The 14,910-nt window shown below is 66.4% G+C and carries 17 protein-coding genes; 10 read left to right on the top strand and 7 right to left on the bottom strand.

Features of this window, described 5'->3' with window-relative positions; genetic code table 11:
- The first annotated feature begins 157 nt into the window (after positions 1-157).
- Positions 158-2,770, top strand: a complete 2,613-nt coding sequence (gene clpB / locus FHP08_RS08370) for an ATP-dependent chaperone ClpB (protein WP_147703993.1) — start codon at positions 158-160, stop codon at positions 2,768-2,770.
- Between the two features lie 310 nt (positions 2,771-3,080).
- On the opposite strand, the gene FHP08_RS08365 is transcribed toward clpB, so the two are convergent.
- From FHP08_RS08365 to FHP08_RS08350, 4 genes are all read right to left on the bottom strand, one after another.
- Positions 3,081-3,401 carry a helix-turn-helix domain-containing transcriptional regulator gene (locus FHP08_RS08365; protein ID WP_147703992.1) on the bottom strand — a complete coding sequence of 107 codons (321 nt, stop codon included), beginning with the start codon at positions 3,399-3,401 and terminating at the stop codon, positions 3,081-3,083.
- A 1-nt stretch (position 3,402) separates the two neighbouring features.
- The gene (locus FHP08_RS08360) at positions 3,403-3,741 is read right to left on the bottom strand and encodes a type II toxin-antitoxin system RelE/ParE family toxin (protein ID WP_147703991.1); all 339 of its coding nucleotides are present in this window, start codon (positions 3,739-3,741) and stop codon (positions 3,403-3,405) included.
- A gap of 172 nt (positions 3,742-3,913) precedes the next feature.
- Positions 3,914-4,288 (bottom strand): helix-turn-helix domain-containing protein, encoded by a 375-nt coding sequence (locus FHP08_RS08355; RefSeq protein ID WP_147703990.1) that lies wholly within the window; start codon positions 4,286-4,288, stop codon positions 3,914-3,916.
- Positions 4,289-4,372: 84 nt separating this feature from the next.
- Complete coding sequence (locus FHP08_RS08350) at positions 4,373-5,080, bottom strand: c-type cytochrome (protein ID WP_225879079.1); 708 nt, start codon at positions 5,078-5,080, stop codon at positions 4,373-4,375.
- A gap of 142 nt (positions 5,081-5,222) precedes the next feature.
- Between FHP08_RS08350 and FHP08_RS08345 the strand changes: the two genes are divergently transcribed.
- The gene (locus tag FHP08_RS08345) at positions 5,223-6,149 is read left to right on the top strand and encodes a LysR family transcriptional regulator (protein ID WP_147703989.1); all 927 of its coding nucleotides are present in this window, start codon (positions 5,223-5,225) and stop codon (positions 6,147-6,149) included.
- Between the two features lie 44 nt (positions 6,150-6,193).
- On the opposite strand, the gene FHP08_RS08340 is transcribed toward FHP08_RS08345, so the two are convergent.
- A complete protein-coding gene (locus FHP08_RS08340; RefSeq protein WP_147703988.1) occupies positions 6,194-7,180 on the bottom strand; it encodes a phosphatase PAP2 family protein in 987 nt (328 codons plus the stop codon).
- Between the two features lie 163 nt (positions 7,181-7,343).
- Between FHP08_RS08340 and FHP08_RS08335 the strand changes: the two genes are divergently transcribed.
- A complete protein-coding gene (locus tag FHP08_RS08335) occupies positions 7,344-7,547 on the top strand; it encodes a hypothetical protein (protein WP_147703987.1) in 204 nt (67 codons plus the stop codon).
- 19 nt (positions 7,548-7,566) lie between these two features.
- Entirely contained in the window at positions 7,567-7,950 is a 384-nt protein-coding gene (locus tag FHP08_RS08330; RefSeq protein ID WP_187272225.1) for a GtrA family protein, read from the top strand.
- 21 nt (positions 7,951-7,971) lie between these two features.
- Here the strand turns inward: FHP08_RS08330 and FHP08_RS08325 are convergent, their stop codons facing one another.
- Entirely contained in the window at positions 7,972-8,664 is a 693-nt protein-coding gene (locus FHP08_RS08325) for a class I SAM-dependent methyltransferase (protein ID WP_147703985.1), read from the bottom strand.
- Positions 8,664-9,632: a glycosyltransferase gene (locus tag FHP08_RS08320; protein WP_147703984.1), complete on the bottom strand. Its 969-nt coding sequence runs from the start codon at positions 9,630-9,632 to the stop codon at positions 8,664-8,666. The genes FHP08_RS08325 and FHP08_RS08320 overlap by 1 nt, the downstream gene beginning before the upstream one ends.
- 92 nt (positions 9,633-9,724) lie before the next feature.
- Here FHP08_RS08320 and FHP08_RS08315 point away from each other — a divergent pair, with 92 nt between their 5' ends.
- From FHP08_RS08315 to cpaB, 6 genes are all read left to right on the top strand, one after another.
- Positions 9,725-11,224, top strand: coding sequence for a hypothetical protein (locus FHP08_RS08315; protein WP_147703983.1), 1,500 nt, complete (start codon positions 9,725-9,727; stop codon positions 11,222-11,224).
- 371 nt (positions 11,225-11,595) lie between these two features.
- Positions 11,596-11,772, top strand: a complete 177-nt coding sequence (locus tag FHP08_RS08310) for a Flp family type IVb pilin (protein WP_147703982.1) — start codon at positions 11,596-11,598, stop codon at positions 11,770-11,772.
- 83 nt (positions 11,773-11,855) lie between these two features.
- Positions 11,856-12,092: a Flp family type IVb pilin gene (locus FHP08_RS08305; RefSeq protein WP_222707848.1), complete on the top strand. Its 237-nt coding sequence runs from the start codon at positions 11,856-11,858 to the stop codon at positions 12,090-12,092.
- Positions 12,093-12,117: 25 nt separating this feature from the next.
- Complete coding sequence (locus FHP08_RS08300) at positions 12,118-12,735, top strand: A24 family peptidase (RefSeq protein WP_147703981.1); 618 nt, start codon at positions 12,118-12,120, stop codon at positions 12,733-12,735.
- Complete coding sequence (locus tag FHP08_RS08295) at positions 12,717-14,042, top strand: ATP-binding protein (RefSeq protein ID WP_225879078.1); 1,326 nt, start codon at positions 12,717-12,719, stop codon at positions 14,040-14,042. The genes FHP08_RS08300 and FHP08_RS08295 overlap by 19 nt, the downstream gene beginning before the upstream one ends.
- Before the next feature lie 9 nt (positions 14,043-14,051).
- Positions 14,052-14,888, top strand: a complete 837-nt coding sequence (gene cpaB / locus FHP08_RS08290) for a Flp pilus assembly protein CpaB (protein WP_147703979.1) — start codon at positions 14,052-14,054, stop codon at positions 14,886-14,888.
- Positions 14,889-14,910 lie beyond the last annotated feature (22 nt).

Genomic DNA, 14,910 nt, shown 5'->3' with positions numbered 1-14,910 from the left:
GTGCCCTGATTGTGAAGGACCAAATTTAGTCCTTTACCGGTCCGATCGCAAGAGGCCTTGAAACCGGAACCGCCGGCCCCCAGATCGAGATCAACCCGGCGACCGCCCGCGTCGCCCGGAATCCGACCATTCGATCGCTCATCAGGATCCTCCGCCCATGCGCCTCGACAAGCTCACCACCCAGTTCCAGCAAGCCCTGGGCGACGCCCAGAGCCTGGCGCTCGCCAACGACAACCAGTTCATCGAGCCGGTGCACCTGCTGGCCGCCATCGTGGGCCAGCCCGACGGATCGGGCAGGGCGCTGCTCGAGCGCGCCGGCGTGCGGGTCCCGCCGCTCAAGACCGCGGCCGAGGCCGCGATCAAGCGCCTGCCGCAGGTGTCGGGAACCGGCGGCGACATGCAGGTGGGCCGCGAGCTGGTCAACCTGCTGAACCTGTCCGAGAAGGAAGCCCTGAAGCGTGGCGACCAGTTCGTGGCCACCGAGATGTTCCTGCTGGCGCTCACCGACGACAAGGGCGAGGCCGGCCGCATCGCGAAGGAAGCGGGGCTGACCCGAAAGGCCATCGAGGCCGCGATCGAGGCCGTGCGTGGCGGCGCCAGCGTGGACAACCCCGAGTCCGAGGGCCAGCGCGAGGCGCTCAAGAAGTACACCATCGACCTGACCGAGCGCGCGCGCCAGGGCAAGCTCGACCCGGTGATCGGCCGCGACGAGGAAATCCGCCGCGCCATCCAGATCCTGCAGCGTCGCACCAAGAACAACCCGGTGCTGATCGGCGAGCCCGGCGTGGGCAAGACCGCCATCGTCGAGGGCCTGGCCCAGCGCATCGTGGACGGCGAGGTGCCCGAAACGCTCAAGGACAAGCGCGTGCTCTCGCTCGACATGGCCGCGCTGATCGCGGGCGCCAAGTACCGCGGCGAGTTCGAGGAGCGGCTGAAGGCGGTGCTCAAGGAGCTGGCCGCCGAGGAAGGCCGCACCATCGTCTTCATCGACGAGATCCACACGATGGTCGGCGCCGGCAAGGCCGAGGGCGCGATGGACGCCGGCAACATGCTCAAGCCGGCGCTCGCGCGCGGCGAGCTGCACTGCGTGGGCGCCACCACGCTCGACGAATACCGCAAGTACATCGAGAAGGACGCCGCGCTCGAGCGCCGCTTCCAGAAGGTGCTGGTGGGCGAGCCCAGCGTGGAGGACACCATCGCGATCCTGCGCGGTCTGCAGGAGCGCTACGAGGTGCACCACGGGGTGGAGATCACCGACCCGGCCATCGTGGCCGCGGCCGAGCTGTCGCACCGCTACATCACCGACCGCTTCCTGCCCGACAAGGCCATCGACCTGATCGACGAGGCGGCTTCGCGGATCAAGATGGAGATCGACTCCAAGCCCGAGTCCATGGACCGGCTCGACCGCCGCATCATCCAGCTCAAGATCGAGCGCGAGGCGGTCAAGAAGGAGACCGACGAGGCCTCGATGAAGCGCCTCGAACTGATCGAGGCCGAGATCGCGCGCCTGGAGAAGGAGTACGCGGACCTGGACGAGATCCTGCGCGCGGAGAAGGCCGCGGTGCAGGGCAGCGCCCAGATCAAGGCCGAGATCGACCAGCTGCGCGCGCAGATGGCCGATCTGCAGCGCAAGGGCCAGTTCGACAAGCTGGCCGAGATCCAGTACGGCCGGCTGCCCGAGCTCGAGGGCCGGCTGAAGGCGGCCAGCGAGGCCGAGGCCTCAGGCGCCGCGCAGGGCGCCGGCAGGCCCAGGCTGTTGCGCACCCAGGTGGGCGCCGAGGAGATCGCCGAGGTGGTCTCGCGCGCCACCGGCATTCCGGTGAGCAAGATGATGCAGGGCGAGCGCGAGAAGCTGCTGCAGATGGAAGACTTCCTGCATCGCCGCGTGGTGGGGCAGGACGAAGCGGTCCGGCTGGTCTCCGACGCGATCCGCCGCTCGCGCGCAGGGCTGTCGGATCCCCGCCGGCCCTATGGCTCCTTCCTGTTCCTGGGCCCCACCGGCGTGGGCAAGACCGAGCTGTGCAAGGCGCTGGCCGAGTTCCTGTTCGACAGCGAAGAGCACCTGATCCGCGTCGACATGAGCGAGTTCATGGAGAAGCATTCGGTGGCGCGGTTGATCGGCGCCCCCCCGGGCTACGTGGGCTACGAAGAGGGCGGCTACCTGACCGAGGCGGTGCGCCGCAAGCCCTACAGCGTGATCCTGATGGACGAGGTCGAGAAGGCCCACCCGGACGTGTTCGGCGTGCTGCTGCAGGTGCTCGACGACGGCCGGCTCACCGACGGCCAGGGCCGCACGGTGGACTTCCGCAACACGGTGGTGGTGATGACCTCCAACCTGGGCTCGCACGAGATCCAGCGGCTCTCGGCCGACGAGAAGCTCAACGACCCCGAGATCATCAAGGACGCGGTGATGGTCGAGGTGCGCCAGCACTTCCGGCCCGAGTTCATCAACCGGATCGACGAGATCGTGGTCTTCCACGCGCTGGGCGCCGCGCACATCGCGTCGATCGCGAAGATCCAGCTCAAGGGCCTGGAGCAGCGGCTGGCCGATCGCGAGATGGCGCTCGACGTGAGCGAGGCGGCGCTGGCCGAGATCGCCAAGGTGGGCTTCGATCCGCTGTACGGCGCGCGCCCGCTCAAGCGCGCGATCCAGCAGAAGATCGAGAACCCGATCGCCAGGCTGGTGCTCGAAGGCCGCTACGGGCCGAAGGACGTGATTCCGGTGGACTTCGTCGATGGGGCGTTCAGGTTCGAGCGGACGGTGCACTGACGAGGCGCGCGGACCGCCCGGGTGTACAGGCCCGGGCGATCCGTTGCTTTAATCGCCGGTCTGTTATCGCGCGTCGCTGGCATCGCCCGCGTGGGGCCAGACCGTCGGAAAGTCTCGCCGCTCGCAGGCATTGATAAGCGTCACGAGCACCTCGAGCCGGTCGCCCTCGGTAGTGCCGGGCTGGGCGGTCATCAGCGAATCGACTTCAGTCAGCGCGGCGCGGGAGGGGATGGCAAACCCGCGTGAATGAGCTATTGCGCCGCGAGATTCTCGGCGCGTCCGCGGGCGGCGGGAAGGCGTAGCTCGGAACTCAGGCCGCCACCACCTGCGCACGCACCTCGACCCCCAGTGCCCGTTTGACTGCGGCGAACACCGCCGAAATGTTGCTCATGGTGGGGTTGCCGGATGCCGAGAGCATCCGATGCAGGCTTTTGGCCGGCTTGTGTATCTCCTCGGCCAGTGCCTCGAATCCCACCGTTGCATTGACCAGGTCGCGCAGGACGAGCTTGGCCGAATCGGGCTCGCCATCGACGAACAGCGTGATGGCCTCGTCCAGAAGCGCTCGGGCAAAAGCGGGATCGTTCCGCACGCGTGCGGCAACGGTTTCCTTGAACTCACGTGTCAGTGCCATGTCAATCTCCCTTCCAGGCGCATGCCTTGCGGGGCTTGTAGTCATCCCAAAGCGCAACCGCGTGATCGATGTCGCGTTGCTGGTGTCTCTTGGTGCCGCCGCCGATCAAGAGGATGACCGTCAAGCCGTCTCGCGCAAGGTAGACGCGTAGCCCTGGGCCCCAGTCGATCTTGTATTCGCCAATGCCGCGGAACCACTCGACTCTCGAGAGGTTCCCCTGTTCCATTCGGCCCACCGCCACCCGCACCTTTGCAGCGGCAACGGCTTCCAGTGAGTCGAACCACTCTGCGAACGGGCTCGCGCCGTCTTCGCGCAGCAGTTCTTCGATCTTGTAGAGCATGCCTTTATGGATACGCAAATGTTACCATAAGATCGTCGCGCGAGGCGCGGACGGTCATGTAGGTGCATCTTCGCGAACCTAACAAGAGAAGGGCAATTCGACAGAAGTCTTAGGCCGCCGCAGGGCCTGCCTTGCTTCGGCAACCTGCGCTCCGGTCCTCGAGAACGACCGCTCACCGCTCGAGCAGCACCCCCGCCGGCACCTGGAGTGCTCCCGCGAGCTTGCGCAGGGTTGCCGTGGAGCCTGCGCGCTTCCCGCCCTCGATCTGGCTAAGGTACGCCTTGCTGATTCTCGCTCGCTGCGCGAGTCGATCCTGCGTCAGTCGGCGATGCTCCCGCGACGCGCGAACCGGATGCAGACCCTCCTCGAACTCGGCCTTCACGACCGCGAAGGGAATCCTGAATTCGTCGTGGGCGGACAGGGCCGCATCGAAGGTCGCCACGTCGTCGAGATCCTCGACCAGAACGCGAACGCGCTCCCAGATTTCGATGGGGACGACCGCGAAGGCGGGCTGGCCGTCCTTCTCGATGATCTGAATGCTGGTCATGGGGGAAACCTGCGCGTCGACCGCGACGACGCAGGTTGGCAATTTGCGAACTCCCAGGCAACGTCGCTTGCCGGCGTGGCTCCCCTACTGCGGAAACATCACCACCGGCCCCACCGGCGCCTGCCCCGGCGGAAGCGCCTGAGGCGCCGGCTCGCCCGCCGGCCCCATCGCCTTCACCCAGGCCCAGATCGCCGTCAGGTCCTGGTCGCTCATCGCGCGCACGTTGAACCAGGGCATCGGCGGGCGGGGCTGCATGGCGCGGGCGAAGCGCAGCCATTCGTCGCGGCTCATCTCGGCCAGGCGCAGCCGCAGATTGGTGGGGTAGGTGGTCCCCCAGGGGCCGCGCCAGCCCAGCCGATCGCCGGTGAGCCACGCCTTCTCGGGCACCTGGCCGCCCGCCTCGGCGTAACCAGGCGTATGGCAGTCGTTGCAGCCGGCGGTCTGCACCAGGTAGCGGCCGCGGGCGATCAGGGCCGGATCGTGCCGGGGCGCGGCCGCCTTGCCGCTCGGCGCGGTTTGCGCAACCTGGGCAGCCCGTGCAGCCGTGGCCGCCGGGGCGCCCGGAGCCGCCGCTGCCCGCTCGCCTGGCTGCGCCGCCCGCGCCTCGCCTGCGGTCAGCATCAGCGCCATCAGGAAGGTGGCCGCGGTGCCCACCGTCAGCACCGCGCTGGCCAGCGAGCCCAGCACCAGGGCCAGCAGCGCCCCGAGCGGAAGGGGGGCGCAGGCGGCGTCTCGCCTGCGGGAAGGGTCTCGGCCGCAAGAGGCGTCTCGCCCGAAGGAATCGTCTTTCATCGTCATGTCTCCCAGGAGGCATACGAGGTTGGAACGCTGCTCGCCTCCTCCGAAGCAGTGCTCCGAAGGGGCGGATTCTGGGCGCCGATGAGTGCAAAATAAACGCCTGGAATCCGAAGAGATTCTTCGGCGGGGGTTAACAATGGACCGGTTCCTGACCCTGACCGTATTCGCCAAGGTCGTCGAGCGCGGCAGCTTCGCCGGCGCGGCGGACGACCTGGACCTCTCGCCCGCGTCGGTCAGCGGGCACGTGAAGGCGCTCGAAGCGCGCCTGAAGACCCGGCTGCTCAACCGCACCACGCGCCGGGTGGCGCCCACCGACGAGGGCGCCGCCTACTACGCGCACTGCAAGCAGATCCTGCAGCACCTGGACGAGGCCGACGGCATGCTGGCCGCGCAGCGCGAGTCGCCCCGCGGCACGCTGCGCGTGCTGATGCCGCCGCTTCTGGGCACGCTGATCGTGATTCCGGCCATGCCGGCCTTCCTGCAGCGCTACCCGGACATGAGGGTGGAGATCACCCTGGCGGTGCACACCCCCGACCTGGTGGGCGAGGGGCTGGACCTGGCCATCTGCGTGACGCCGAAGCCCGATCCGGGCGTGGTGTTCCGCCCGCTCGGGCTGGCGGCCATCCGCACCCTGGCCTCCCCCGACTATCTGGCGCGCCGCGGCGTGCCGGCCACCCCGGACGACCTGGCCGGCCACGACCTGGTCGGCGTGCGTGTGAGCCCCGGCCACCTGTTCTCCACCTGGCGCTTCCAGCAAGACGGCAAGCCCATCACCCGCGACTTCGAATGCCGTCTGGTGGCCGACTCGGGCGACGCCCAGCGCGCCGCCGCCAAGGCCGGCGGCGGCATCTGCCAGGGCGCCCACTACGCGGTGCAGGACATGATCGAGAGCGGCGACCTGGTGCCGGTGCTCGACGACTGGAGCTGGACCGGCCCGCCCATCGGGGCGATGCACCTGCCCAACCGGTTTCTTTCGCCGAAGGTGCAGGTGTTCACGGATTGCGTGCGGGAGTTGCTGGAGGGGAGGGTGACGCCGTATCGGGTGGATTGGGATGGGGGATGAGCGGTCTGCGGACGGATGATCCGCGGCCGACTATCGGGTCATCTTTACTCGAATGGTCCAGCCCCAGAGCGGCGTTCGAGCTGTCGCCGTGACGCTCGGTCGCATACGTAACTTATCAGCCTACGCGACGTCCAAAGAGCAGTTGACATCACGAAGATACCGCCGATGCCATCGACGAAGTAATGCCAGCCGAGGAACATTGTCGCCAACCAGTTGAGAACAAACCACGGAAGCGTGAGCCAGAGTGTCCATTTCCACTCACGCGCCATGACGAGGACGGCGCACCAGGCAAGTCCGACGTGCAAACTTGGCAGCGCTTGTGTGCCAGGCAGCAAGCTGTTCTGAGACACGCGACCTGCCATGTAATCGCGAAGGAGTTCAACGAAGGCAGCGCTACCAGTACCCGCAAGGTCGAATAACTCCGGTCGGTGAAACACGGGTCCCGCGGTGGGGAAAGCTATGGCGATGTATCGAGTCAGGTGGAACGCAATGACCACTGCGCATAGCGCTTCCACCATTTGCCTTAGTCGCCCAGTCCGGGCCAGACCCCCGAGGCCCATGAATAGGACGAGCCAGAGAGCCTGATAGACGGCGTCCCAGAATCGAGGCGAGTTGAAAGAGGACGCGAGAAGTGCTGTGAATATGGGCTCTTCGAGGTTCCAGAGTAGGTGGTCGTGCCAGCGAGAGCTGGAGACTCGGTAGACCTCAGCGAGATTCGCCGTGGCGGCAATACCGTAACCGGCGATCAGCACGATAAGGATCGATTTGCCGCAGGGCTTGTCAAGTGAGCGCACGAGCGAGCGGATGTCAACGTGTCCGTCGTCTGCACGTACGAAGCGCGGTGCCAAGCGGATGGAGTCAGTCGCGAGCTGAAGAGAAAGGGCGATTCCGAAGAACATCAGAAGCCCCAGCTGCACGGCAATTACGGAAAGGCCGAAAGCAGGAAGGGCCAAGGGGCCGGCGGTTAGTCGTGCGGCGAGGCTGAGGAGCCCTGTCACCGCCAGCAACGAAACGAGCGGTGCCTGCATCATCGCGACGGAGCCCTGAAGGCGAAGAAGCGGCTGCCCGCGTAGAAAATTCTTTCGGCAAAGGTGCAGGTGTTCACGGATTGCGTGCGGGAATTGCTGGAGGGGGGTGACGCCGCATCGGGTGGATTGGAATAATCGCTGACTATCCCGCCACCGGTGACGCAGCTTGCCCGTCTACGCCTTCACGATCGCGCTCTCGGCCTTCCTGCTCTTCCTGGTGCAGCCGATCGTGGCACGGCAGATCCTGCCTTGGTTCGGCGGGTCGGCGGCGGTCTGGACGACCTGCATGTTGTTCTTCCAGTTGGCGCTTTGGGCTGGTTGTGCGTATTCTGATCTCGTCGTCAGTCAGTTCGATGCCGCCTGGCGCTGAGCCCGCCAACGCCGCGCAGATGTCCACCCGCTCCCTGGTCTCGCAGCTCGCTCGCTTTCTGGGCGTGGGCCTGACCGGCTTCGTGATCGACGTCGGCACGACCTTGCTGCTCGTAGAGCTCGGCAGCCCTCCCTGGCTGGCACGACTGGTGGCGATCGCCGTGGCCATGGTCGGCACCTGGCTGGCGAACGGGCGTTTCACCTTTCGCCGGGGCGGTTGGGCGCCAGCCGCAACATTCGTGCCTTACCTGCTCGTGGCTGCGGCCGCCGCAGCCGTGAATCTCGGAGTGTTTCTTGCCCTCTTCCAGCCGCTCGGGTCCATGTTGCTTGCCGTAGTCGTAGCCACGGCGATCTCGATGATCGTGAGTTTTGCGGGCTTCCGACTGTTGGTCTTCGGACGCTGAGGCTCTCGGCGTTTTCGAGCATCAAGGCTTGCGGGCAACCGCGAACACGTTTTTCCCTACGAAGCGCCGTGTTAGGCGATCGATCCTTCGGCTCAACGGAAACATCCAGCGGTCATAAGTGACAACGGATGACGCGTCGAGAACACCGCTCCCGCCAAGGAGTCGGTACGCGAGTGACGCAGGAAATCCCAGACTGTCAGCGTACTCGATGCGTTCGACCTGCAGCCCGACCTTCTCGAGCAGTCCGCGCAAGGAGCCCGACGTATAGCGTCGGTGGTGGCCAACCAAGCGGTCCATCGCACTGAAAAGCACTGGAAATGCCGGCACGTAGACGAGGAGCCGGGCGCCTGCCCTCAACTTGGGAATGAGCGCGGTCAGTGCGGCGACATCGTCATCGATGTGCTCGAGCACATTCAGGGAGTACAGGTAATCGACGCTGTCGTCAGCGAGTTCGGATGGAAACTGTACGGCCTCGAAATCTTGCTCGGTCAGGCGATTTTTCAGGTCTGCGTCTGCTTCGAGACAGGACACTCGATGCCCGCGGTCGCGCAACGCCTGTGCAAAAAGACCGAGACCCGCTCCGAAGTCGAGGATGCGATCGTCGGGCAGCGCGTGCCTCTCGATCAGCCCCACGAGAAACGCGTTGTAACGCGTGGCAAGGCGCATTGCTTCCAGGTTGTCCTTGCCCGAGTAGCTGAAGCGCGTCTCGGCCATCAGTCCGCTCGGCGAGTGCCCAGCGCAAGATAGGCAAGCCGCTTCTGCTCCAGCCGCCCTCGGGCCACGCTGTCCAGGATCAGGCCGCAGGTCACCGCGATACCCGAGAGCACCAGCAGCCCGGTCACGAGGATAGCCGTCGGGAACCGGGGCACCAGCCCGGTCTCGAGGAAGGTTTCCACCAGGGGCAGGCCCAGACCGACTGCCGCCCCCGCCAGCACGGTGGCCACGTAGCCGAAGAAGCGCGCGGGACGGATGTCCTTGTACAGCAGCAGCATCATCCGCGAGATGCGGAAAGCGTCCCGGAAGGTGTTGAGCTTGCTGGTCGAACCGGCCGGGCGAGCGCCGTACTCTGCCTCGATCTCGGCCACCGGCAGGCGGAGCTGGCTGGCGTGGACCGACATCTCGGTCTCGATCTCGAAGCCTCGCGACATCGCCGGGAACGATTTCACGAATCGCCGAGAGAATGCCCGGTAGCCGGAAAAGATGTCCCGGAACTCGGGGCCGAAAACTGCCTTGTACAGGCCGTTGAAGAGTCGGTTACCGAACGCGTGCCCGCGCCGGTGTGCGTCCAGGAACACGCTTCGCCTTGCGGCGACGACCATGTCGAGCTCGTCGCGCAGCAACAGGTCGATCATCCCCTGCGCCGCGCCCGGCGCGTAGGTGCCGTCGCCGTCGACCAGTAGGTAGACGTCAGCATCGACGTCGGCGAACATACGCCGCACTACGTTGCCCTTGCCCGCCCAGGGTTCCTTCCGGACCACGGCGCCCGCCGCGGCCGCCACGCGGGCGGTGTCGTCGGTGGAACGGTTGTCGTAAACGTACACCGTGGCCGAAGGCAGGGCGCGGCGGAAGTCCGCCACCACGGCCGCCACCGTGGGCGCCTCGTTGTGGCAGGGCACGAGCACCGCGACGCGCGGTGCGACCTCGCGGTCAATGGCGCGCACGGCGTCGAGCGGCAGGGGCATCGTGGTCATGGGCGGGTGCGTGTGAAATTCATTTTGCCCGATGCTGCCCGTCTGGGCAGAATCCGTCGCTGCCGGAATTCACGGAGATCCGCATGAGCCCGACACCGCTGGCGCGACTGCGCTCGCTTTTCGACATGTACTCGCCGAGCCCCGTTTCGCGGGTGGTGGTGCTCGTCACGATGGCGCTGGGCGTGGTGCTGCTCGCCGGGGCGGTGTCCACCGGGTCCGGAATCGGAGCGCTACCGTTCCTGCTGCTCGTGTGGGCCAATCACGAGCGCTTCCTGGCCACGCTGGATGGTCTCTTCGAGCGCCATGGCTGGTTCGTGCTCGCGGTGCCGCTGGGAGTGTTCGTGGCCAAGATGCTTATGGTTCCACCCACGGCGTCCGACGATCTCCTGCGCCACATTGCCTCGGCCTTCTGGCCCGGCGGGTATGCCGACATGTACGTCCACACAGCCCTGCCGCCGGTGGAACTGTACCCGGCCTTCGACTGGTTCGTCGGCGGTCTGGCGCGGTCCCTGGGGCCGGCGCCCACGATGTGGCTGATGCAGGCGCTCGCCTTCGGCGCCTTCGTCTGGGTGTTCGTGGCGGCGGCAAGGCGTCTGCTGGGCGGCCATCCGGCCGCCTCGGTGCTTACGCTCGTGGCGCTCGTGCTGGTGCTCGAGATCATGGCGGGACGGTTGATGCTCGCGCGCCCCGAAATCTTCATGACCACCTGGGCGCTGGCCGGGCTGCTGGTGAGCGGGCGGGTTGGTCTGGCCGCCTGGCTCGCAACCGGCCTCGCCTCGGGCAGCGCCTATTGGCTGGCGCCGCTCTATTTCCCAGCGGTCTTGCTGATCGCCGCCTCCTGGCGGGCCCGCCTGGGAGTTCTGGCCTTTCTGCTGGCTGGCTGGGCCACCCTATGGGGCTTGATGACCGGCGGGGCGATCGTCGACGCGGCCCTCTGGACCTTCGCCCAGGTCGCCAACCGCATTCCCGGCATGGCGGTGTCCGAGAACATGAGCATCGTCAACGTGCTGCTGGCGCCGCAGATGCTCGCGCTGGCGCTCGGTTCCGCATGGGCCGCAACTCGGGCGACCGCCGACAACCGCTTGCTCTGGCTCGCGCTGTACTTTCTGCTATCCAACCAGGCCCGCTATGGCGGCATTGTGGCGCCGCTGTTCGCGCTGCATCTGTTGTCGGCGCTGCGCACGGCGGCAGTTCCGCTGTCGGCGCCCTGGCGGTCGGTCGTCGTGGCCATGGCGACGGTCTCGCTGTCGCTGCTCTCCAATGGCATTCCTCGCTACCAGATGCTGCCCAGGTTCGATCTGCCCGAGGGAAGCGTCGTACTGACTGGCTTCTCCGAGGCGACCTACAGCACGCTCTTCGTCAACCCCGGCAAAGTGAAGGTGGCGCCGGCCTTCGAGATCGGCGCGGCTTCGGCCCGTGTGCAGGAGTTGGTGCAGGGGCTCAGTCAGGGCCGGTTGGACTGCGGTACGTTGAACGGTCTGGCTTTCACGCACCTGATCGAGAACACGCTCACGGGCGCAAGCCTGCCCTGCCTGACGCTGGACGCGACCCAGGCGGGCTGGCGCCTCTGGCGGGTGCACTGATGTTGTGATGCGGCAACGTTTCTAGGAAATGGTTGGCAGAGGTCGTGATCGAGACACTCTGGGTCGCCGTTCGTGATCTCCTTCACGCCATCCGGCCACTGTCAATTCCGGCGACGCCAAATACTGCAAAGACTCGCCCAAATTCCCCCCTTCGAGGGATTGCCGGCCGGTGCGGCGCTCGCTAATGTGTCGACACGTGCTCGGTAGGGGATCGCCCGACGGGGGAAAGGAAACTCCCGGGGCGGGCTCCACCGGCAGGGAGGGCTACCGTGGATGCGGGCGGCCTTGGTAGGGGTGCCGTAAGGCCGATTGCCGGTCTGGCGGCGGGGTGGCCGGTCTGACGACATTTTTTTGGAAATCGGAGAGATACCATGACTCAGTTCATCAAGAATTTCTGGCTGGAGGAAGAAGGCGTTACGGCGATCGAGTACGGCCTGATCGCAGCGCTGATTGCGGTGGTCATCATCACGGCGGTTACCGCTGTCGGCACGAACCTCAATGCTGTATTCAACAAGATCGCTACCGCACTCAACACCGCGCTGAACTGAAAGCTCGATGGGAAGGGTCGCCAGGTGGAGTGTTGGCATCGGGCGGCCCTCCTTATGCTTTGTTCGGCCGCCTGGGTATAGAGATGTGCAAAGTGAAGCCTGCGGTGTGCGAACTCGGTTCGCAGATGTTTCGCGGCTCGGCGTGGGGCGGTAGCTGCCATTCTCAGCGGGGTGTGACGTCGATCGAATACGCCCTGTTTGGGGCGCTAATTGCCGCGGTGATCGTGGGTACAGTCACGTCGCTGGGAATCTCGGTCAGCGATTTCTTCAACTTCGTCTCAGGCGAAGTCGCAAAAGCCGCAGCGGCAGCTGGAAACTAGTTAGCGCGCGAACGAGGACTGCCCCTTGGCCCTGCCCGATAACGATGTGCTCGCGGCCCTGTTCCCGGCGATCCTCCTTCTTTCGTTACTGCTGGTCGCCGTGTCTAGCGACCTTCGCTGCCGCCGAATTCCCAACAATCTGATCCTGGCCAGCTGGTGCGTCGCACTGGCATGGCACGTGCTTGCCGCGCCCGGAGCCTGGGCTTTCGACCCGGTGTCGCCGGGCAGTGTCGGCCTCCCGGGCGCGCTCCTCGCCGGCTCGGCCATGCTGGCAGCCTTCATACCCTTCTACCTGCTTCGCATCATGGGCGCCGGCGACGTGAAGCTCATGTCGGTCGTCGGCATGTTCTTCGGCGTCAGCGGCGATGCCTGGACGCAACTGATCGGCGTCTCCCTGTTCGTGCTCGCGGCCGGCGGCCTGCTCGCCGCGGCTCGGATGCTGGCCACCCGTTCCAGCGCGGCTGTGCTCGCCAATCTTCGGCTCATCTTCTCCGGCTACGCCGGCCGCGCGCTCGGCATGCCCGCTCCCTCCTTCGACCCCCGAACCGATTCGGCTGACCGCATGCCCTATGCCGTGGCCATCGCAACCGGAACTCTCCTCTACCTGGTGGCCAAATGGGCAGGATGGATCACGGTCTTGTAGACACTTCCACCGGCCACGCGCCGGTGCCGCCGCGCACGCTCGACGAGGCGCATCTTCCAGAACCGATGCTCATCGAGCTGCTTCTGCGCCATCTGGCGCGGGCAGGGGAGCTGAAGGCCGGCGAGCTGGCCTGGCGGCTGGGCGTGGCGCTCTCGGTCATCGAGCCGACGCTGAATTTCCTGAGGATCGAGAAGGTGGTCGAGGTGCCGCGCCGCGGCAGCTTCGATGCCGACGTGTCCTACGCGCTCACCGACCTGGGTCGGCAGCGCGCCGGCGAGGCCTTCGACAAGTGCCGCTACGTGGGCCCGGCGCCGGTGTCCCTGGCCGACTACCTGGCCCAGGTGGAGCGCCAGAGCGTGAAGGGCCTGCGGGTGGATCGCGAGCAGATCGGCGCCGCGCTGGGCGATGCGGTGGTGGCCGAGTCGCTGGTCTCGCGGCTGGGCGCGGCGCTGAACTCGGGCCGGTCCATCCTGATGTACGGCGCCAGCGGCACCGGCAAGACCTACCTGGCCGAGCGCATGGTGCGCACCGCCCGCGGCGCGGTGTTCGTGCCTCATGCGGTGCATGTGGACGGCGAGATCGTGCAGGTTTTCGACCCCATCGTTCATCACCTGTTGGAGGAGCCCGCCGCGGCAAGCAAGCTCGACCGCCTGTCCGTGGGCGATCGTCGCTGGGTGCGCACGCGGCGGCCGGTGGTGGTCACCGGGGGCGAGCTCACGGTTGACATGCTCGACCTGCAGTTCGAGTCGCATTCGCGCTTCTACATCGCCCCGCCCCAGATGAAGGCCAACAACGGGATGATGATCCTGGACGACCTGGGCAGGCAGCGCATTCCGGTGCGCGAGTTGCTCAACCGCTGGATCGTTCCGCTCGACCGCCACGTGGATTACATGGCGCTGCACACCGGCACCAAGTTCCAGGTGCCCTTCGACGTGACTGTTGTTTTCTCGTCGAATCTGTCGCCGTCCGACATCGGAGATCCTGCGTTCCTCCGCCGGCTCGGTTACAAGATCCACATCGGGGCGCTAGATGAGGTCGGATACCGGGAAGTCTTCCGGCAGGCGTGTGCCAGGGCGGATCTTCCCTACGACGAGTACGCGGCCGACTTCCTGATTCGTGTGCTTCATGCGGAAAACTCCCTACCTCTGTATGCAACCATTCCGTACGATGTCATCAGCAAGCTGCGCGACCGCGCGACCTTCCTGGGCGAGCAGCCCAGGCTCGATCCGGATTCGCTGCGGTGGGCTTGGGACCTGTACTTCGCGCCTGACGAAGATCTCGGCGGCGCCCGTTCTCTGGACGACTGAGGTGGACAAATGAGGGGCTCACGAGCGGTGATCATGCTGGTGCTGGCGTTGGTGGCCGGCCTTGCGGCAGTCGTCCTGGCGGCACGATGGCTCTCGCAGCAGACTGCCACCGGAACCGAGTCGGTGATCGTCGCGTCGCGCGAGGTCAACCTGGGCACGGCGCTGAACGCCACGATGCTCGAGGTGGTGCCCTGGCCGTCGGGCGCGGTACCCACCGGTGCCTTCCGCAACCTCGCGGAACTCGATGGCCGGGTGTTGCTCACCAGCGTGCAACGGGGTGAGCCCATCCTGGAAAGCCGGCTGGCGCCGATCGGGACCCGCGGCGGCCTGTCCGCAGTCATTCCCGAAGGCAAGCGCGCCATCACGGTGCGGGTGAACGAGGTCGTCGGCGTGGCCGGTTTCGCCTTGCCCGGCAACTACGTGGACGTGATGGTCAACACGCAGGACGAAAAGGACAAGCCAATCTCCAAGATCGTTCTGGAACGCATCCTGGTGCTGGCCGTGGCGCAGGAAGCCAGCCGCGACGACACCAAGCCGCGCGTGGTCAATGCGGTCACGCTCGAGGTTTCGCCCGAGCAGGCCGAGCGCCTCGACCTGGCGCGCAGCGTGGGCACCCTGTCCCTGGTGCTGCGAAACCAGATCGACAACAATTCGGCCGCCACCGACGGGATCACCAAGCGCGAGTTGCTGGGTCAGACGCCGCCCCCGGAGCCGCCGGTCGCTGCCGTGGCACCCGCGCCGGCGCCTGCGCCCAAGCCGCGGCCCCGCATCGTGCGGCAGCCGCCGAAGCAGCCCGAGACCGTAGAAGTGATCCGCGGCGTGCAGCGCTCGAGCGCGCAGTTCTAAGAAGAACGAGAAGGGAGTTCGA

Origin of the sequence: Zeimonas arvi (assembly GCF_008039575.1) — a bacterium.
In the GTDB taxonomy this organism is placed as follows: Bacteria; Pseudomonadota; Gammaproteobacteria; order Burkholderiales; family Burkholderiaceae_E; genus Zeimonas; species Zeimonas arvi.
This window is presented reverse-complemented; position numbering and strand designations above follow the sequence as displayed.